Genomic DNA, 19,146 nt, shown 5'->3' on the forward strand with positions numbered 1-19,146 from the left:
CTTCTGATCTGATTGTTCCTTTCCTAACTCTATTTTTATCATTTATTGATATTAATAATGTACAATTTATTTTAATCGAAGGTACTGTTATCGGCGAAAATATACACAACCGTCACATAATTAAGAATAAAGATAAATTCATTTAATAATTAATAAATAAACAATGATAAAATAAGACTATATTTATTAGTATTTTTTAATCGAAGTGCTATTTATTTATAAATATAATTATAAAAAAAACACCTCTACTTTTTTTTTAAAAAAAACTCAACAGATAAATCCTTCACGCCTTACCCATGCTTCGAAATTTAAATCTAATTTACCTATCATAGAAAGTATTCCTTACTAATTATTTAATAAAACAATATAAATTATAATTACATATAACTTGCCAAACTTCACGTAAATAAATATTATTATCTCGCTCTTAATTATGAGCAAACTTGTAACTAATTTTAATATTTAAATGGACTTTAAAATGAAAAAATCATTATTTTCACTGTTAATTCTGTCTACTCTTTCTTTGTCAAATCAAGCTATTGCAGAAGATAGTTATCTTATTCATGCTAATAATGAGATATCTATCCGAGGTAATGTAATTAAAAAGGCTCCAACTTGCACCCTAGATAATATAGAGCCAGTTGTATTAAATAATATTTACGCTGATGAAATTGAGCACTCTGAGGCAAAAGAATTTAAGATAAATTTTTCTAGTTGCGATGTTCCTAATGGATCTAAAGAAATCTCTATTAAACTTCAACGACAAGACGATCCTATATTAAAAAATACCCATCAAGGGGAAGATAAAACCAATGTCTCCATTCAGTTGTTTGATGAAGATAATCGTCAAATTTTATTAAATCAAGACGATAATCTTACTTTAAAAAAGGATATTATTGGTGGTGATGCTGAATTTATATTAAAAGCAAATTATAAGGCACCAGATGACGGGGAAATTAAAGCCGGTTTGTTCACCTCTAGTTTAACTTTTGATGCTTACATCAATGATAATATCGCTGAAGAAATTGAAGAAGTCATAGATAATGGCGACTTGTAATAAGCATTATTTCTCTTTGAACTTTAACTAAATAAAAAGCCGGAATGCCGGCTTTTTATTCTTAGATTAATGTAATTAATTATTTTATCTGAAAGTTGATTAAAACCTTATGCTAAAAAAACATATCATATATATAATATCATTTTTTCTTACATTCTCATCTTATGCTTCTATTCAAATAAGTCAGGATGAATTTTTTTATAAAGAACAAGATAAAGAAATTCTATTTGATATAAAAAACAAAAATGAACAAAATACATATATTGTTCATAGCTGGGTATCACACTATAAAAAAGAAAATAGTGCTGAGACACCATTTATCATCTCCCCTAGTTTAATAAAATTAGCACCAAATGAAAAATTCACATTAAAAATCATAAAAATGGGTGATATAAAAGAAATTAATCAAGAGTCTGTGTATAGAGTAAATATAAAATTAGTTCCAGTTATAGATAATGAAATGATTGATAAAAACATTCTTCTTATCTCTTTAAATTCAATATATAATCTTTTCTACACACCGAAAAATATTATAAATAAAGATAATAACAAAGATATTGAATTTTTTATTAATGATGATGATTCTATTAGAATAAACAACCCTACTCCCTACTTTATTACAATAAAAGAAACAACCATAAACAATATTAATATATTGGATAAAATAATAACCATATCGCCATTTAAATATTATAAAATAAAAAATAAAAATATAACTAAAAATATAAAAGATAAAAAAGTGTATTGGAAAAAAACAAATAAGTATGGCGAGACCATTACTGGTACACCAAAGGAACTTACTTATGAGTAAGATAAACTTTAAACTAAAAACATCTTTACTATTAGTATTAAATGTATACCCTTTTTTTTCTGTTGCTCACAGTAATATTCACCCTTTATACAAAAAAGTGTTATCCAACATTGACAATAAAATCATCGATAGCTTATTAATTAATGAGCATCCTGAGGGCTATTACTCAACGAATTTCTATATCAACAACCAGAAAAAAGAAACTATTCTTTTATATTATGAAAATAAAGATAAAATATTAACACCAAGGATTAATGTTGATAATTTAATTCGTTTGAATATCGAACCATCTTTTTATAAAATTCCTTTAGATTTAAATTCTGATTTCTTATTAAGCGATTATAATATTGATTTTAAATATAACTTTTCAACACAATCATTATATTTAACTATTCCACAAAAAGCATTAGGAAGTAAAAAAAATAGAATATCAGATCAAGTTTTGTGGGATGATGGTGTCCCTGCTTTATTTAGCTCATATTCCTATTTTGGTAAATATAACAACCAAAATAAAACAGATCACAAAATCAATTTTAATTCAGGTGTTAATTTAGGTGCTTGGCGGGTACGCAGTCAAAGTTATTATCATTACACTGATAAACAACAGCAGTTCAAATTATACTCACTATATGCTTATCGCCAATTAAATACGATGTTAGCAACTCTGAATATGGGTGAGTTTCGGCCAACAAGTAGAATGTTATCGACAGATAAATTGATTGGATTCCAACTCATATCAAGTAATTTGCTCTCTGGCAATGACCTTTATATGAACAGCCCTATCATAGAAGAAATAGCAGAATCTCATGCTGAAATTAAAGTGAAACAGCAAGGAAAAACAATTTATGAAACTATTGTTCCTCCAGGTCCTTTTGTTTTAAATGATTTACCTGTTATAGGTAGCAATGAATTAGTATTAGAAATAAAAGAGGCTGATGGGCGTACAAGAAAAAGTACGCATTACTTTACTACAATGCCAAATCAATTAAAAAAAGGTCGTTATCAATATAATTTTATTTCTGGATATTCTTATGATAGATACAATCAGCATAACAATTCAAATGAAAAGCCTATTTTTTTACTGAGTGAATTCTCTTATGGCATTAATCAAAAAATAACAGCTTATGGTGCAATCAGAAAAATGCTTAATCACAATACCTTCTTTTCAGGATTATCATTGGATTTAGGTCCTTGGGGAGGATTAGCGAGCGACATTAGTTATTTTAACTATAATAACCTATTAAAATATCAATTACGCTATCATAAACGCTGGAGCAATACTGGTACTTCTTTAAATATATCCTCTAGCCATTACCAATCAGTAAAAGATGATGATAATAGCAATAAAAAAAGTCAAAAAGATAAAATAAAAAACAGATATTCAATTTCTCTTTTTCAACCCATTAAATATTTTGGTACATTTTCCCTTGGTTACCATCAAAGTTCTTTCACAAAAAGAAAAAATAATTTTATGATAAATACTTCTCTATCATCTTCTATAAAAAAAGTAAATTATAGTATAAAATATCAATATGAAAATAAAGGGCGTTATAATGACAATCATTTTTCTTTAAATTTTAATATCCCATTAATAAGTAAATCTCATTCTTATCATTGGATAAACAATCAATTTAATTATCACTCAAATAATAAAAGTTATGTAAATAGTACAACTATAGGTGGGAGTTTACTAGAACATCATCGTTTAGGATACTCTATTAATTACCAACGGGATTTTAGCAACCCAAATGTTAACCATCATACCTCAGTAAATGCTCAATATAGAGGAAAATACCAATCTTATTCTATTAATACAACTAACTCACCTAATAACACCTTTTTAAGATTAGGAGTTAATGGCGCGATAGTTATACATCAAAGTGGAATAACCTTAGCACCTAATTTAGGCAACACTTTTGCTATTGTAAATACTAATGGCATAGCCGGAATTAAAACTAATAACTCGTCACAAACCACTACTGACAACAATGGTAATTTAATATTATCAAACATCACTCCATATCGTAAAAATATTATTGGATTAAATATACATTCGTTACCCGAGTTTAGTAGTACTAAAACTCAAAGTAAAATTATCGTTCCTACATTAGGTGCAGTATCAAAAGTCAATTTCCCTATAAATATGGGCTATAATGTTTTGTTTACCTCAAATACACCTATTCCGTTTGCTGCAAATGTAATGGTATTTGATAACAATAATAATCTCAGTTCTACTGATTTTGTCTATGATCATAATAGAATTTTCCTCTCGGGAATAAAAGAAACTGGATGGGTACAAGTAAAATGGGGGGATACAGAAGAACAACAATGTATCTTCCGTTATGACATAAAAAATGAAATAAAAAATAACTCAATTATTAAAAAAGAAATTAGCTGTCAATAATTAATAATTTATTCTTACATATTTATTGAAGAGTTTTATATGAAATCAATAAAAATAATGGTTTTAACCCCTCTATTATTACTATACTTCCCTTTTATTGCTTTATCTGAAAATAGAAGAGGAAGTTTACCACCTCCAGTAAGCTGTGATATTTACATACCTTATACTACTGTATTTAGCAATATAACTTCTGATGATTTTACAACACCTCATGCAGGAACATTAGCTAATGAAGACTATAGTGAAGTTATTCTGCTATCATTTGAAAATTGTTCGAAAAATAATACTGAAATAACAGTAAGTATTGATAATAAAAGTATTGACTTTAATAATGGCTACTTTATAAATCACGCAACTGGCCCTACGGCAAGTAACAATATTACATTTCAATTGATTGATGATGAAAATAATCCTATCAATTTAAACCAGAAAAATAAATTCACCAAAACTATTGATGAGCATAATGAAGTACATTTTCATTTTTTATTAAATTATGTCAAGAAAGATGATCTTCCTCCAATGCCAGGAAGTATAACTACTCATATCATGTTTAATATGGAAGCGAACGATCAGATTATTGAATCAGATAAAATAATAGACATAGGTTATCAAGAAGACTAAAAAATATTATACGTATATTAATTATAAGATAATAATTTAGTCTATTTTTTTATTACAGCACTACTTGGGTAGTGGATATTATTTCTTAATCCACTGCCCATTAATTCCTTTTACAAACTCACCTTCATTAGCTCTTGCGACTAATTTTTCACCTGCAAGACGAGCAACAGAATCGGGTGTTATTTGATTGGTTTTGGCAATTTCAGCATATTTTGCTTTTCTAGCTTGATTTATCTCATCAACAAGTTGTTGAGCTTGTTTGTTGTTTGTCTGCACAAGCTCAATATAGCCACTAAAGGTCTCTCCTACTAACCCTTGTGCTCTCGCTTCATCAAGCGTCAATGCTATGGCATTAACACTCGTTAAAGCTATCATTAAACCAAAGCTTAAGAGATATTTTTTATAATTCATCATTTATCCTTTAAAAAATGGCGCTGTTATTTTTTAAGAGATCTTCTACTTGTCTATCTATTTTTACATTAATTTCATGTTCGATTTTTACATTCATATTAATATTTATCGGTTTATCAGGTGTTGCGACTTCTAGTCGAATACATCCGGTTAAAATTGATATTCCCATTGCCATGATCGTGAATAAAAATAGATTTTTTAAGAATAATGGTTTCACTCTGACTCACTCCCTAAATCTGATAAGCTTTTTTCTAACCACTCTTCCAATTGTGAACCAAATCGTAAACTTCGCCATAATTGAAAGACATTTTCTTCATGCCGATAATTGAAATTAACCTGACGACGCTTATCTTCAAGGGGATTTGTTCCTTGAATCTCAGCCTCTAGCACTAACTCACCTAAATTACTTAAATTCACTCGAGTCCAAGAACGACTGATTTCTAGATAACGCAACCATGCCATAGCAACACCAGCTGACATGTTATTATCATCGATTGAATCAACAAAATCTTTATCAAGTCTTAATGTTAAATAAGATGAATTAGCCAGCCAACCATCTTTAATAATCCATTGATTATTGTTAATAAAAAATGGAAATTCACCACTAACTTTACCTGATGCAGCAAACTGAGTCACTTTTAATAAAGTAAACAGATGACTTAATTGAATGTTATCAATAGAAATAATCGCTGCATCATGTTGTGGTATTACTAATTTTGCTAAAGATAGTGTTCCATCCAACATTGCTACATTAACGTTAGATAAGACTAATGGCTTACTTTCAGTTGCTGGATAAAAACCTTGAAGATCGGCTGTAATATCGGTCATTTCAAAAAGATTATTAACATGCTTTATTCGTAACTGAACAGGCTCTTTTACACCAAGTTGCCATTCATCACCGTTTAAACGCCAAGGTAAAATAAATTCTAACCCTTCTAAAACTCCATCTTTAAGCCACATTCCACCTTGTTTAACAACAAGATGTCCACCAGCAACAAGTCCTTGTTCTGGTGCAATAGAAAAATCTGCTTGAGTGTAGAGTTCACCTTCATCAAGAGTAATTCCTAAATCTGTGGGGATAAGTGATTGAAAAACATTAATTGGCTGTAACGGCCAACGCATTTGACCTCTTAATCTTGCACCATCCCAACGTGTATTAATTGCAATTGGTCCTATGTTGGGCTTAGCACTTAGCTCACCTTTTACATTAAAATTAAAAGGTGATTCACCATTAACCGTAGCAATAAAATCTGTCTTATCTAAAAAACCACCAGCAGGAAAATCAATGCGCTGACTCGTTAACTTTAGCTTTCCATTAAATGTCGAGGTTTTATCATCTCTGTTCCAATGAAATGGGCTCAGCAAAGATAATCGTGGTGCCGTCATTACGGTATGTTGATATTTTAAAACATCAAAACCTGTGTTGAGTTTTTCAAAACTCACTAATTTATCAGCCCAATAACCTGTCCCTGCAATATCCCAACGCGCTTTTAATGGTAGTAAATTCCCATCCCCCCAATAGCGCCATTGCCAAGTTCCATTATCAGGTAAAAAGTCACTGGCTTTACCTTGAAAATGAATGCGATAATCCCCCCAAATACTATCTTGGGCAACAACTATCGCATTTAAACGCCCATTAAAACCTTTTGATGAAAGAGTGGTTCCAGCTAAAGGTAAACGAGCATCTGTGACAGTGAGCGTTTCAGTGACGGGTCCTTTAAAACGAAATAAAGAACCAGATTGAAATTCAATAGTAGGATTAGTCAACATACCAGTAACTTTAACTGGCAATTGTGCACTAGCTTGCATTAACTCTTTATTAATAATACCTGTGATTTGAATAGGGATTTTAGCATCTAACCAATTAACAGCCGTTTCAGGGATCGATATCACTAAGTTTCCTTTCCCCGCTTTACCTTCTGTCATCACGTTTAATCGTGCAGTTAATCTTAAATCCGTCAATCCTTTTTGCCATTGAGCAATATTAATATTTACACCGCCTCGCAAAGGTTGGTCTAATCCAAACCATTCCCAACGGCCTTGCTCAATAACAATAGTTTCAGATGTGACTGTCCATGGTAATAAAGCCAATGCGTGACCACCGCCTTGTTCTGCAACGGAAATAGTGCCCGATTGTCCTATCCATTCAAGAATAAAAACTAAAGGATGAGCATATTGAGAAGCTAATAGCGTGGCATTAATGGTTCCTTTTTCAGGTAATGACGCAATATCCAGAGGAAGCGCTATTTCAGCAGCAAGTTCAATATTATTGTCATCAGGTAAATTCACTTTAAGTTGTTTAATATCAAGCCACTTATTATCTCTAATAAAAATAGCAAGTTGAGCATTTTTCCCTTGGTAAGAAATTAAACGCCCATTATTTTGGGTTTTTAGCTGTAACTCACCTTGGTAACGGCTATTTTCTTTTAAAAGCACATTGTCGATATTGACAGATAAATGAGGTATTGAGGTTAGTAGTGAATTTATTTCAAGAGGAATAGTTGCCGTTTCTTCTTGCTTACTTGTAGGGATCATTGAAAAACATTTTTCATCAATGGCAAGTTGCTGGCTATTAAATTGAAGTTTATCAATCTGCTCTTTTTGATAAGAGAACGCGAAGTTATCAATATTAGCTAAAGTGCAGCTTTCTGTCTTTAATGCGATATTGTCAACTGAAACACCCATACGCTGTAACTTGGGCTGTGATAAAGAAAGTGTTACACCTTCAGGTAAGTAATAATCGGCAACAACTGGCAACCAACGAGGAATAGATACCCATAAAGCAGTGCCTATTAGGCCTGTGCCTAGTAGTATCATCCCTGTCCATTTGATTGTTTTTCTTAACAACACATCATATTCCTTTTAAACAAACCTGAATCATCCAATTACCTCGTTAAATTGTTTATAATGATAGTATTAATTTCTTTCATATTGGGGCTGGATAATTCTTGTTTTTCCAGTCTCTGAATAAAAATTTAATCGAGAGTAGAGAAGACTGAATGAAAATCGTTTCCTATAGTACTAAACATTATGATCGTAAGCACATGGAATGGGTCAATCAACATAATGGATATCATTATGATATTGAATATTTCGATTTTAATTTAACAGAACAAACCGCAAAAAATGCCGTTGGCGCTGATGCTGTCTGTATTTTCGTCAATGACGATGCGAATCGTGCGGTTTTACAAGAACTTGCTAGCCTTAATATACGTATCCTCGCATTACGCTGTGCAGGATTCAATAACGTTGACTTAGAAGCTGCCACTGAATTAGGCATAACTGTTGTCCGTGTCCCTGCTTACTCGCCAGAAGCTATTGCAGAACATGCTGTTGGCATGATGCTATCACTTAATCGTCGTATACACAGAGCCTATCAACGTACTCGTGATGCTAACTTCTCATTAGAAGGCTTAACTGGCTTTAATATGCATAATCGCACTGCCGGTATTATTGGTACAGGTAAAATAGGATTAGCGACATTACGCATATTAAAAGGCTTCGGCATGAAATTACTAGCTTATGATCCTTATCCAAATCAAGCAGTACTGGATTTAGGTGCCGAATATGTCGATTTAGCGACAATTTTCAGAAATTCTCATGTCATTTCATTACATTGTCCATTAACCGCAGATAATCATCATCTATTAAATGAAACAGCTTTTGCACAAATGAAAGATGGTGTGATGATTATTAACACTAGTCGTGGTGCATTAATTGACTCTGCAGCTGCAATTAATGCATTGAAACAAGGCAAAATTGGTGCATTGGGAATGGATGTTTATGAAAATGAACGCGATCTTTTCTTTGAAGATAAATCAAATGACGTGATCCAAGATGATATTTTTCGTCGTCTTTCTTCTTGTCATAACGTGTTGTTTACGGGACATCAGGCCTTCTTAACAGAAGAAGCCTTAATTAGTATTAGTGAAACGACACTGCACAACATTAAAGAAGTTGCTTCAGGCAATGAGTGCGTTAATCAGATCAAAGCTTAGTTCTAAGTATTAAGAATAAAAATCATAAAAAGCCCCTTTCGCATTATTTAGCCAAGGGGCTTATTTTATTTATTATCGATACGACACTTATTTTTCTTGAATATCGATAGCTTCTGTTGATTGTATTGAATCAGAACGTGAAAGGACTTTTTTCTCTTCATCTACTTTAAATTGTGAAACCAATTTAGCTAATTGATGAGCTTCATCATCCATATTCGCTGTGATAGCCGCTGATTCTTCAACTAATGCTGCATTTTGCTGAGTAACCGTATCCATTTCACTGACAGCTAACGCAATTTGATTTATGCCCATACTCTGTTCATTAGAAGCAAGAGCAATCTGTTGCATAAAGTCATTCACCTGATTAATTGTTGTAACAATCTCTGACATTGAACGTCCAGCTTGCGCAACTTGCTGCGAACCAACATTCACTTTATTAACAGAGTGAGTAATCAACTCATTGATCTCTTTCGCAGCTTCCGCACTACGACTGGCTAAATTGCGCACTTCAGATGCGACAACGGTAAATCCACGACCTTGCTCACCCGCTCTTGCCGCTTCAACTGCCGCATTCAATGACAAAATATTCGTTTGATTAGCAATGCTGTTAATAATGTCATTGATATCTGCAATTTTCTTCGCACTTTCAGAGATTGAATGCATAGTCTCAACCACACTGTCCATCACATTTTCACCATTTTGAGCAGATGCCGTTGCTGTTAGTGCTAATTTGCTTGCTTCTCGTGAATTATCCGCATTTTTTTCAACAGTTGTTTTAATTTGCTCCATGCTCGCAACCGTTTCTTGTAATGCACTCGCCTGCTCTTCAGTACGGGAAGATAAATCGGTATTTCCTGTCGCGATTTCGCTTGCACTAATACTAATGGTATTAACGGCATTCTTTACGGAAGAAATCATATGGCTTAATGAATTCTTCATCTTATTCATTTCATTGAATAACAGACCAAATTCATTAGTACCGTGATTCTCTACACGCATACTTAAATCGCCTTGGCTCATTTTACTAAAGATATTGATTAACACTCTAATATTGCTAATAAATGTATGGGAAAACCAACGCAATATAAAGATAAATAAGAGAATAACGATAGTACCAGTAGAAATTGACACCATCATCAAGCGTTCTTGAGATGTTTTTGCAATATCGATATAACTATTTTCAATACCATTAGCAACCGCATAATATTTCATAGTAATATCATTTAACTCGTCCATTTTAGCGCTGGCCGAGTGTGTTGTTAGCTCACCTTTACGTAGTCTATCCAATGCACCGGTGAAAATATCAAGCAGTTCATCAAAACGCTTCGTCATATCATCAGCTAATTCTCGCCCCTCTAAAGTGAGTTTTTCCGTATCTGCCCAACGATGGATCTCTTCGCGGGTAATTGCAATATACTCGGCTGTTTGATGAAAATATTTTGCGGATGGTTTTTCATTAACCCTTAATTGCCCATCTAAACCATTAATATTTGCCCTGATCACGGCCATTTGATATCGCGCTTTGCCCATAAGTAACATTTGCTGACTTAGGCTATTTGATGAAACGAAATTATTATAAGATCGAGTGGAAGCATCATAACTAAAATAAATAATGCTCATAATCAACGCAAATAAAATGGCCAGCATGACCTTAACGGTCTTTTCTATACTGATATTTTTAAACATGGTCATATTCCATCAAAATATACAGAATTTTTTATCTGTACATTTGTAAGATATCAGAATGCACTCTTTTTCTCTGACAAAGAGCATATTCCCTAGTGTAAATAAAATAAGGCTAAAATTTATTCATTAGAATATAAAGGCTCGTAGGATCTGCCTTCGTTTATAATGTCGGTAATAATGAGGGAAAACTTTAGAGTACAGTGAAAACCATTTTTCATTTATGAAATAAACAATTACTTTATCCATCCACAGACAAATTACTCACATAATATCCTGCGATGAAGGTGATTTCACTCAGAAAAAGATAATTTATTAATTATTTTTTAGTTTTTATAATTTTATTTGTATATTTTTATCTTAAGCTTTAATAGGTATATCTACTTATTAACATTAATTTATTTAATTCTAATATTAATTTATAGTGAGTTTTAAAATTTTTTATTTCCAATAATAATAAAGCAGTTTCTAAAAACCGCTTTAATTGTTTATTTATTATGAGCCATTTAGTTTTATTAAGAAACTTAAATGATTTTTTTTATTAATAGTTTTTCAGTTAGTTCAATAAGTCTTATCACATTTAATGGCGTTTTTCTTTTTTTAACCTCTTCTAAAGAAAGCCATTGGAAAGATTTATTTGTTAATTGGCTATTTTTTAACGGTTTGCAAAGATAAATCATATCGATGTGATAATGAAACCCTTGTTTTTTATCGTGAATGGGTTCTTTTAAAATGGCGAGAGGTTTTACAAGTTCAATAACATCATCGTTATTTAGGTTAAGGCTAAATTCAGGTTGATAACAAAGACACTCACACAATAAACCTGTTTCTTCTTCTATTTCTCTTAATACTGCATCTTGTGGCTCTTCATTTTCTTCTATATGACCACCAGGTGGTAACCAACAGCCTATTTTAGAATGTAAATGAAGAAGGAATTTGCCCTGCCCATCGAATACAACGCCCGTTGCTGTGAAATGACTCTTAGGTACTTCTATTGTCATAATACTCTGATCCTTTGCTCTATTTATTTTTATCCAATTTACATCGCATCTATCATTATGTTTGTGCTATTGATGGTTTTTCGCATTTATCGAAGATTGTTTTATCCCCATCAAAAAATCAGAAAATATCGTTTTAAAGTCCTTACAAGCATTTTCAGGTAATGTAGCTTCATTCTTTAAATTAATCGTGATATGCGTGATAAATCCATAAATCAAATTCACAACAATATCAGAAGAATAAGTGCAAATTTCTTGTTGTTCATAGAGAACATCTACACATTTTTTAATTCGAGGAATAAGAATTTGTGAATCAATCGCATCCCATTCCTTCCAACCTAGAACCGAAATTATTTCTTGTAAAGGAATAAGCTTATCTTTATGTTGATAAATATGATCAACACAAACACTAAAAATAACTTCTAACTCTTGCCACTGATCATCATAGGTAGGAATTTGAACGAGTTTTTCGACGACTTTATCAACCTGAAAAAGGTAGCACTCTTTTAATAGCGCTTTTTTATTACTAAAGTGGTGATAGAAAGCCCCTTTAGTTACTCTTGCGTGACGTGATATTTCATTAACGGAAACATCACAATAGTTCTGATTTATAAATAGTTCTTGTGCGGCTTCACGTAATGCAGAACGCGTTTGTTCTGAATTCTCTTGTTGCCGTGATTTTATTTCCATGATAAAACCCTAAATACATACCATAAGTATGTAATAATATATGGGTATCAGTTTCGTGTAAACTGAACAAAATATTTTCAGGAAATTATCATGTCATCTCAGTACAATGGGCTTATCCCCTCAAATACCTTATCCTCTTTTAATATAGAAATTATCAAAGAACTTCTTCTCTGGATTGAGGTGAATTTGGAAAAACCATTGCTACTTGATGATGTTGCGATCCGTTCTGGTTATACCAAATGGCACTTACAACGCGTATTTAAGCAAGCAACAGGATTAACACTTGCTTCGTATATTCGAGGAAGACGCTTAACAAAAGCAGCGACAGAATTACGTTTAACCAAATTGCCTATTCTGACTGTAGCATTACGTTATCAGTTTGATTCTCAGCAATCATTTACACGTCGTTTTAAAGCCACATTTGGTGTCACACCCACAGAATACCGTAAACTTGATAATCTTTGTGGCAATAATTTTCAGCCACCAATCAATTTTGATGTTGTTGATTTACCTATTCCTAAAATTATGGAGTTACCTGAAAGTTATGTTTATGGGATGCAATATCAATATTTTTGTTCTATCGAAGATATAGGTAAATTGCACGAAGATATACGTCACCAATTTTGGAATGATTTTTTACTGTATACGGACAAAAATTTTATAGAGAGTACTGTGCTTATCTCATACCAACCAAACACATTACGTAAAAATAAAATCCAGATTGATTATGAAATTGGCTTAAATAGCTTAGATCATTTTACAAAAACCAGCGGTTTTAGAAAAAGAGTGATTGAGGCAGGACGTTATGTCAGATTCCAATTTAAAGGAACACTGGAAGAATATAAACAATTTGTGATGAAAATTTATTTTTATACCCTGCCCGCATTAGGTTTATGTCGTCGCTTAGGCGCTGATATTGAAAGATACGTCAGTATAGAAACTAATATTGATTTAATGGAATTACCCAAAACCTTAGAAATTGATTATTTTGTTCCTATTCATTAATGATCTTTAAATAGCCTGAATTTTCAGGCTATTTTATTAAGAGTAGATTCATTTTATAAAGGCTACTGTGCGATAACTGTTTTATCGCTTTTCTCTGTACAATAAATAATTCACTAAGTCAGCTGTTTACTAATTATTGAAAAATTTCTTATTACATCCCTACAAAAACAAATAAGGTGATCATGCGCACTTCGCTTCTATTTTTACTCTCTGCTTTTTTACTTCCTTCTTTTGCAAGTTATGCAGAAATATCAACACATTTACTCCCACGGAAAGATGGCAGTAAAATTAGCTATTACATGGATAAAAGAGCTGAAAAAAATCAAACTCTATTAGTATTAATGCAAGGCTCTGATTGTAACAGCATTAAAAATAATGTGTTTATCCAAGAAACCTTTGGTCACTGGTTACCAAATAGTGATGTTTTAATGGTGGAAAAATACGGTATTACCGCTCAATTACCTTATTCGCAATATGATGGTGAGCGTATTGATTGCCCTAAAAGCTATCAACGCCATGATAATCCTAAGCAACGAACCGAAGATTATGAGGCAGTGTTAGATAAATTATCTTCACAGTATCCAAATATTATTTTACTTGGTGGAAGTGAAGGCGCGACGATAGTGCATTTGATGGTAACTAAACGCAATGATATTAAAGCCGCTATCGCGCTAAATGGCGGAGGACGTTTTTTTCTTGATGATGTTCTTTATAATATCCGTCATACCACACCCAAAGAGCATGTTGAAGATGCTATAAATGGCTTCCAGCAATTTGCTGACGCAATAAAAAACAATCAAATAGATGATGAACAATTTATAAGCGAGCACAGTAAAATATGGTGGCAACAATTTTTTACTATCGATTTACTTAAAGTCATTAAAAGTAATCAGCACACCCCAGTATTAATTATTCAGACGCTTAATGACACTAATGTAAATGTTAATGCATTTTATCAACTAAGCCGAGATATTAACCAGCCTAATGTGAAGTTTATTAAATATGAGAAATTAGATCATGGGTTTTATAATGAACAAGGTGAGCGTTTAACGAATAAAATAATCAATGATATACAACAATGGTATACGCAATACACGAAATAAATTTATCTTTTATGTTGGCTTACATTCCCATTCTCCTATACTGAAAGAGTAATAGAACTGCTTACTAACTGATTTAAAGCAGGATCTTTATATCGTTAATTCTATATAATGATAATTATTTTCTTTTTTAAGTTTGGGATAAGAATGGAAAGTACGACTTCACTTTTACGTCTTGATAAAGTAAGTTATCGAATTGATAACAAAACTATCCTCGACAATATCAATTTTGAACTTCAACCTTCTGAATTTAAACTTATCACAGGCCCCTCAGGTTGTGGTAAAAGTACCTTACTCAAGATTGTCGCTTCACTACTATCACCCACAAGTGGTTCAATTTTCTTTGAAAATAAAGACTATTTAACGTTGTCCCCCGAAGAATATCGCCAACAGGTTTCTTATTGTACCCAAACCCCCATGTTATTTGGTGAGACTGTTTACGATAACCTTAAATTTCCTTATTTCTTACGAAAACTCCCAGTGGATGATAAGAAATTGGCACATGATTTGGATTATTTTTGTTTACCTGAATCGATTATGAAAAAAGGAATTAATGAACTTTCAGGGGGTGAAAAACAACGTATTTCACTGATAAGAAATCTACAATTTATGCCAAAAATCTTATTACTTGATGAGATCACAAGTGCATTAGATGAAAACAATAAAACAAAAGTGAATAATATTATTCACCACTACGTTAAAGATCAAAATCTCGCCGTGTTATGGGTCACGCACGATCAAAATGAAATAAAACATGCTGATGATGTGATCTCATTATCTTCTCACAATGATGCCTGATTTTTTATTTCTTTATCAGCCACCCTTTTGTTATGAGCGAACATAATATTATGAACGAACATACGATAAGCAATGAATCTCTGATTTTCTCGCTTTTATTAGTTCTCGTGGCTATTTTTATTAGTCGCAAAGAAAAACTAGCTTTAGAAAAAGACATTATTTGGAGTACAGCAAGAGCCATTATTCAACTCTTAATTGTTGGCTATGTCTTGACCTATATTTTCCATGTCGACCATTTTATACTCACCTTCTTAATGGTGTTATTTATCTGCTATAACGCAGCTTATAATGCCAAAAAGCGAAGTAAATACGTTAAAGATATTTTTCTGATCTCTTTTACTGCTATTACAACTGGGGCATTATTAACTTTAGCGATTTTATTACTCACCAGTTCAATTGCTTTTACGCCAATTCAAATTATTCCTATTACAGGGATGATTGCCGGTAATGCCATGATAGCAACAGGGCTCTGTTATAATAATTTGGGTCAACGTTTTCAAAATCAACAACAGCAATTGCAAGAAATGTTAAGCCTTGGTGCTACACCTAAACTAGCCTCAATGAGTATTATTCGAGATAGCATTAAATCTTCATTAATTCCGACCGTTGATGCGGCGAAAACTGTGGGTATTGTAAGTTTACCAGGCATGATGTCAGGACTTATTTTTGCTGGTGTTGATCCATTACAAGCCGTTAAATATCAAATTATGGTGACTTTTATGTTGATGGCAACAGCCAGTATTTCAACCATTATTGCTTGCTATTTAACCTATAAGAAGTTTTTTAATCAGCGCCACCAGCTTATTAACTTTGAGAGCCGCTAACTATAGTTATTAACTATATTGAAAAAGGTCACCCCATTGAGTGACCTTTTTCATAAAAATAAGAAACTAACCACGTCCTTTCGGGCGATTCAGAATATGATTTTCCCAATCTTCGACTTCCGTTTCTGGCACCGCAATATATCTTACTGAAATGTTGTCTTGGTGCATTCTTGCTTTATTACCAGCAATTAAAGGATGCCAACTTTGTAACGCTTTGCCCTCAGCTAACAGACGATACGCACAAGTCATTGGTAACCACTCAAATGTTGGTAAATTATACCGCGTAAGCTTGATACAATCTGGCTCATAACGGAAACGATCTTCGTAATTACTACATTGGCAGGTTTTAATATTTAGCTGATTACAAGCGACATTGGTAAAGTATATCTCGTCAGTATCATCATCCATTAACTTGTGTAAACAGCATTGTCCACACCCGTCACAGAGCGATTCCCACTCATCATCACTCATTTCATCTAATGTTTTAGTCTGCCAAAAAGCCTGTGTCATCTCTACGTTATTACCTTATTGCTTATCTAATACGAATTAAATAACCCGTGTTGTCAGCTGATGTTCATTAACGCTTAATACCAACATATCACCTGATTCAAGAGGACCCACACCTTCTGGTGTCCCCGTTAAAATCACATCACCAGGACGTAAGGTGAAAAAGCGCGACATATAGCTGATAAGGGGTAAAACAGGCGTTAGCATATCACGACTATTACCCTGCTGACGAATCTCGCCATTAACACGTAACATTAAGTCTGCATTTTGCGGATCGCCAAATGAATTGACAGGGATAAAACCAGATAAAGGTGCTGAGCCATCAAACGCTTTACTTTTTTCCCACGGTTGCCCTGCTTTTTTCAATTTACCTTGTAAATCACGTAATGTCAGGTCAAGACCAATACCGAAACCCGCAATTGCACGATCAACTCTATCTTCATTAGCTTGCTTAAGTGGCTGACCAATAAGTACTGCTAATTCAATTTCGTGATGAACCGCTCCCATATCTCTTGGGATAGCAATAGGTTGGCGAATATCACACATAGCTGTTTCTGGTTTGATAAAAATCACAGGCTCTTCTGAACGAACCGAACCCATCTCTTTAATGTGATTTGCATAATTACTGCCAACGCAAATTACTTTATTAACAGGAAAATCAAGTAACGCACCTTCCCAATCACGATGTTGATACATATTGTGTTCCTTTTAGGTAAATTGCTGTGTTTTATTTCACGGCAAAACGCAATTAACTCGCGTGAGGCAATGAATTTATTTTATTAGCAACGCCATCAGCCATTGTGACAATGCTAAGGGCAAAAAAGTAAGAGCTATTCCAATGCATTATCGTACGAAAGTTCTGTGTCACTAAATAGCTTCTATGTAAATCATCATCAGGAATAATTAACCATACAGACATAGCATCGTTTAATTGGCTATTTACAGGTAATTGAACACCCAATGCTTTCCATTGTGCGACCGTTTTTTTCTGTTCAGTCTTAATGCCTTCAAGCTGTTGGTTGAAACCTACCGATAAAGTAACCTGTTCTCCCCAAGGGAGTCCACTTTCCCAACCTTCAGTCGCTAAATAATTAGCAGCCGAAGCAAATGCATCTTCTTGAGTATTCCAAATATCGATTTTTCCATCACCATTGCCATCTGCGGCATAAGTTAGGAAGGATGATGGCATAAACTGAGTTTGTCCCATTGCTCCTGCCCATGAGCCTTTGAGACGTTGTCCTTGAGGGATATGTCCTTCTTCAATAATCTCTAATGCAGCCATCAATTGACGAGTAAACAGCGCTTCTCGACGGCCTTCAAATGCCAGCGTTGCAAGTGCAGAAACAACATCCTCTTTACCTTGCACTTTACCGAAACCACTCTCAAGCCCCCATAACGCAACAATATAGTTAGCAGGCACACCATATTTTTTACTGATTTGCTCTAAGGTATCTTGATGCTCTTGATAAAGCTTAGCCCCTTGGCTTAAACGTCCATTGGTGACAATACGTGGTAAATAAACATCGAGTGTAATTTTCTTTTCCGGTTGATTACGATCTGATTTAATCACTCGTTCAATAAAATGTGCTTCTGAAAAAGCAAAATCTATTGTTTCTGGTTTATATCCCAACTGAGCTGCTTTCAATTTTAACGCGTCAACATAAGCAGGAAATTGTGCAGAAGTACGAGTTTCTTTAGGAAACGCTTGTTCTAACGATGCAACATCCACTTGTTTCCATCGAGGTGTTTTTTGTGCTTCAACTGCCGTTGCCTCTGGTGAGATAATTTGTCTTTCAGCCAACTTTTGTTGGCTATTTGTACACGCAGATAACATTAAACCGGAAACAATCACAGCGATGAATGAATATTTGAACATTTATGCTCCTTTTATCTCGATGATTTATTCAGTTTTTTCTGATTTTTTTAATTCATCTAAATAAGCATTTAACATACTTTCGACAGGTGGTGGAACTTGTAAGTAAAAACCCTGCTCAACTAATGCCTTTTTGACCTTTTCAATGTCAGCATGCGCTAAACGCTGTCTATCCGCGAGATTAAGCAACATTGAAAACTGCGGCTCGCCAAAACTTTGTAATAATTCGCCCGGAATTCGAGAGAAATCATCCTTTTTTTCGATGTATAAATAAGTTTGATCACGTTTGGTACTACGGTAAATTGCACAAATCATTTTCATTAAACTCTAATTATTAAAATAAGCGACTTGCCTGAATATTTTAGT

Annotated in this window: 19 protein-coding genes; 9 read left to right on the forward strand and 10 right to left on the reverse strand. The window is 33.2% G+C overall.

Annotation, left to right across the window (positions count from 1 at the left end):
* Positions 1–478: 478 nt before the first annotated feature.
* The 4 genes from H1225_RS06860 (at position 479) to H1225_RS06875 (ending at position 4,893) form a co-directional block, all read left to right on the forward strand.
* A complete protein-coding gene (locus tag H1225_RS06860; protein ID WP_161706461.1) occupies positions 479–1,057 on the forward strand; it encodes a fimbrial protein in 579 nt (192 codons plus the stop codon).
* A 109-nt stretch (positions 1,058–1,166) separates the two neighbouring features.
* Complete coding sequence (locus H1225_RS06865; RefSeq protein ID WP_109847407.1) at positions 1,167–1,868, forward strand: fimbrial biogenesis chaperone; 702 nt, start codon at positions 1,167–1,169, stop codon at positions 1,866–1,868.
* The gene (locus H1225_RS06870) at positions 1,861–4,272 is read left to right on the forward strand and encodes a fimbria/pilus outer membrane usher protein (protein ID WP_161723918.1); all 2,412 of its coding nucleotides are present in this window, start codon (positions 1,861–1,863) and stop codon (positions 4,270–4,272) included. The genes H1225_RS06865 and H1225_RS06870 overlap by 8 nt, the downstream gene beginning before the upstream one ends.
* A gap of 39 nt (positions 4,273–4,311) precedes the next feature.
* Positions 4,312–4,893: a fimbrial protein gene (locus H1225_RS06875; RefSeq protein WP_161671513.1), complete on the forward strand. Its 582-nt coding sequence runs from the start codon at positions 4,312–4,314 to the stop codon at positions 4,891–4,893.
* Positions 4,894–4,971: 78 nt separating this feature from the next.
* On the opposite strand, the gene H1225_RS06880 is transcribed toward H1225_RS06875, so the two are convergent.
* Genes H1225_RS06880 through H1225_RS06890 form a run of 3 tightly spaced genes read right to left on the reverse strand, consistent with a single transcriptional unit; the run spans position 4,972 to position 8,154 of the window.
* On the reverse strand, positions 4,972–5,304 hold the full coding sequence (locus H1225_RS06880) for a YdbL family probable chaperone protein (RefSeq protein ID WP_109400491.1): 333 nt from the start codon (positions 5,302–5,304) through the stop codon (positions 4,972–4,974).
* A 10-nt stretch (positions 5,305–5,314) separates the two neighbouring features.
* Complete coding sequence (locus H1225_RS06885; RefSeq protein ID WP_006536650.1) at positions 5,315–5,521, reverse strand: YnbE family lipoprotein; 207 nt, start codon at positions 5,519–5,521, stop codon at positions 5,315–5,317.
* Positions 5,518–8,154 (reverse strand): YdbH family protein, encoded by a 2,637-nt coding sequence (locus H1225_RS06890; RefSeq protein WP_161669339.1) that lies wholly within the window; start codon positions 8,152–8,154, stop codon positions 5,518–5,520. Before H1225_RS06890 ends, H1225_RS06885 begins: the two co-directional genes overlap by 4 nt.
* Positions 8,155–8,303: 149 nt before the next feature.
* Here H1225_RS06890 and H1225_RS06895 point away from each other — a divergent pair, with 149 nt between their 5' ends.
* A complete protein-coding gene (locus H1225_RS06895) occupies positions 8,304–9,302 on the forward strand; it encodes a 2-hydroxyacid dehydrogenase (RefSeq protein ID WP_109847404.1) in 999 nt (332 codons plus the stop codon).
* An 87-nt stretch (positions 9,303–9,389) separates the two neighbouring features.
* Here the strand turns inward: H1225_RS06895 and H1225_RS06900 are convergent, their stop codons facing one another.
* The 3 genes from H1225_RS06900 to H1225_RS06910 form a co-directional block, all read right to left on the reverse strand.
* Positions 9,390–10,988, reverse strand: a complete 1,599-nt coding sequence (locus H1225_RS06900; RefSeq protein ID WP_115065378.1) for a methyl-accepting chemotaxis protein — start codon at positions 10,986–10,988, stop codon at positions 9,390–9,392.
* A 521-nt stretch (positions 10,989–11,509) separates the two neighbouring features.
* Positions 11,510–11,986, reverse strand: coding sequence for an NUDIX hydrolase (locus H1225_RS06905; protein ID WP_109400495.1), 477 nt, complete (start codon positions 11,984–11,986; stop codon positions 11,510–11,512).
* A 66-nt stretch (positions 11,987–12,052) separates the two neighbouring features.
* Positions 12,053–12,673, reverse strand: coding sequence for a TetR family transcriptional regulator (locus H1225_RS06910; protein ID WP_109847403.1), 621 nt, complete (start codon positions 12,671–12,673; stop codon positions 12,053–12,055).
* A 90-nt stretch (positions 12,674–12,763) separates the two neighbouring features.
* Here H1225_RS06910 and H1225_RS18305 point away from each other — a divergent pair, with 90 nt between their 5' ends.
* The 4 genes from H1225_RS18305 (at position 12,764) to fetB (ending at position 16,400) form a co-directional block, all read left to right on the forward strand.
* Positions 12,764–13,678, forward strand: a complete 915-nt coding sequence (locus tag H1225_RS18305; protein WP_161671512.1) for a helix-turn-helix domain-containing protein — start codon at positions 12,764–12,766, stop codon at positions 13,676–13,678.
* A gap of 182 nt (positions 13,679–13,860) precedes the next feature.
* Entirely contained in the window at positions 13,861–14,781 is a 921-nt protein-coding gene (locus H1225_RS06925; protein ID WP_161671511.1) for an alpha/beta hydrolase family protein, read from the forward strand.
* A 144-nt stretch (positions 14,782–14,925) separates the two neighbouring features.
* Positions 14,926–15,576 carry an iron efflux ABC transporter ATP-binding subunit FetA gene (fetA, locus tag H1225_RS06930; RefSeq protein WP_006536637.1) on the forward strand — a complete coding sequence of 217 codons (651 nt, stop codon included), beginning with the start codon at positions 14,926–14,928 and terminating at the stop codon, positions 15,574–15,576.
* Between the two features lie 50 nt (positions 15,577–15,626).
* Complete coding sequence (gene fetB / locus H1225_RS06935; protein ID WP_072064001.1) at positions 15,627–16,400, forward strand: iron efflux ABC transporter permease subunit FetB; 774 nt, start codon at positions 15,627–15,629, stop codon at positions 16,398–16,400.
* A gap of 66 nt (positions 16,401–16,466) precedes the next feature.
* Here the strand turns inward: fetB and H1225_RS06940 are convergent, their stop codons facing one another.
* Genes H1225_RS06940 through H1225_RS06955 form a run of 4 tightly spaced genes read right to left on the reverse strand, consistent with a single transcriptional unit; the run spans position 16,467 to position 19,095 of the window.
* Positions 16,467–16,910 (reverse strand): YcgN family cysteine cluster protein, encoded by a 444-nt coding sequence (locus H1225_RS06940; RefSeq protein ID WP_239739597.1) that lies wholly within the window; start codon positions 16,908–16,910, stop codon positions 16,467–16,469.
* A gap of 36 nt (positions 16,911–16,946) precedes the next feature.
* Positions 16,947–17,603 (reverse strand): fumarylacetoacetate hydrolase family protein, encoded by a 657-nt coding sequence (locus H1225_RS06945; protein ID WP_006536634.1) that lies wholly within the window; start codon positions 17,601–17,603, stop codon positions 16,947–16,949.
* A gap of 52 nt (positions 17,604–17,655) precedes the next feature.
* Positions 17,656–18,783 carry a lytic murein transglycosylase gene (locus tag H1225_RS06950; RefSeq protein WP_161671510.1) on the reverse strand — a complete coding sequence of 376 codons (1,128 nt, stop codon included), beginning with the start codon at positions 18,781–18,783 and terminating at the stop codon, positions 17,656–17,658.
* A gap of 24 nt (positions 18,784–18,807) precedes the next feature.
* Positions 18,808–19,095 carry a YcgL domain-containing protein gene (locus H1225_RS06955; protein ID WP_161671590.1) on the reverse strand — a complete coding sequence of 96 codons (288 nt, stop codon included), beginning with the start codon at positions 19,093–19,095 and terminating at the stop codon, positions 18,808–18,810.
* Positions 19,096–19,146 lie beyond the last annotated feature (51 nt).

Source organism: Proteus penneri (genome assembly GCF_022369495.1).
Classification (GTDB): domain Bacteria; phylum Pseudomonadota; class Gammaproteobacteria; order Enterobacterales; family Enterobacteriaceae; genus Proteus; species Proteus penneri.

Excerpts from the sequence above, each read along its gene's own strand:
- H1225_RS18305 (WP_161671512.1), top strand. The coding sequence starts at position 12,764 with ATGTCATCTCAGTACAATGGGCTTATCCCCTCAAATACCTTATCCTCT.
- H1225_RS06940 (WP_239739597.1), bottom strand. The coding sequence starts at position 16,910 with ATGACACAGGCTTTTTGGCAGACTAAAACATTAGATGAAATGAGTGAT.
- fetB (WP_072064001.1), top strand. The coding sequence starts at position 15,627 with ATGAACGAACATACGATAAGCAATGAATCTCTGATTTTCTCGCTTTTA.
- H1225_RS06870 (WP_161723918.1), top strand. The coding sequence starts at position 1,861 with ATGAGTAAGATAAACTTTAAACTAAAAACATCTTTACTATTAGTATTA.
- H1225_RS06950 (WP_161671510.1), bottom strand. The coding sequence starts at position 18,783 with ATGTTCAAATATTCATTCATCGCTGTGATTGTTTCCGGTTTAATGTTA.
- H1225_RS06900 (WP_115065378.1), bottom strand. The coding sequence starts at position 10,988 with ATGTTTAAAAATATCAGTATAGAAAAGACCGTTAAGGTCATGCTGGCC.
- H1225_RS06895 (WP_109847404.1), top strand. The coding sequence starts at position 8,304 with ATGAAAATCGTTTCCTATAGTACTAAACATTATGATCGTAAGCACATG.
- H1225_RS06955 (WP_161671590.1), bottom strand. The coding sequence starts at position 19,095 with ATGATTTGTGCAATTTACCGTAGTACCAAACGTGATCAAACTTATTTA.
- H1225_RS06880 (WP_109400491.1), bottom strand. The coding sequence starts at position 5,304 with ATGAATTATAAAAAATATCTCTTAAGCTTTGGTTTAATGATAGCTTTA.
- H1225_RS06945 (WP_006536634.1), bottom strand. The coding sequence starts at position 17,603 with ATGTATCAACATCGTGATTGGGAAGGTGCGTTACTTGATTTTCCTGTT.
- H1225_RS06865 (WP_109847407.1), top strand. The coding sequence starts at position 1,167 with ATGCTAAAAAAACATATCATATATATAATATCATTTTTTCTTACATTC.
- H1225_RS06860 (WP_161706461.1), top strand. The coding sequence starts at position 479 with ATGAAAAAATCATTATTTTCACTGTTAATTCTGTCTACTCTTTCTTTG.
- fetA (WP_006536637.1), top strand. The coding sequence starts at position 14,926 with ATGGAAAGTACGACTTCACTTTTACGTCTTGATAAAGTAAGTTATCGA.
- H1225_RS06875 (WP_161671513.1), top strand. The coding sequence starts at position 4,312 with ATGAAATCAATAAAAATAATGGTTTTAACCCCTCTATTATTACTATAC.
- H1225_RS06905 (WP_109400495.1), bottom strand. The coding sequence starts at position 11,986 with ATGACAATAGAAGTACCTAAGAGTCATTTCACAGCAACGGGCGTTGTA.
- H1225_RS06925 (WP_161671511.1), top strand. The coding sequence starts at position 13,861 with ATGCGCACTTCGCTTCTATTTTTACTCTCTGCTTTTTTACTTCCTTCT.
- H1225_RS06910 (WP_109847403.1), bottom strand. The coding sequence starts at position 12,673 with ATGGAAATAAAATCACGGCAACAAGAGAATTCAGAACAAACGCGTTCT.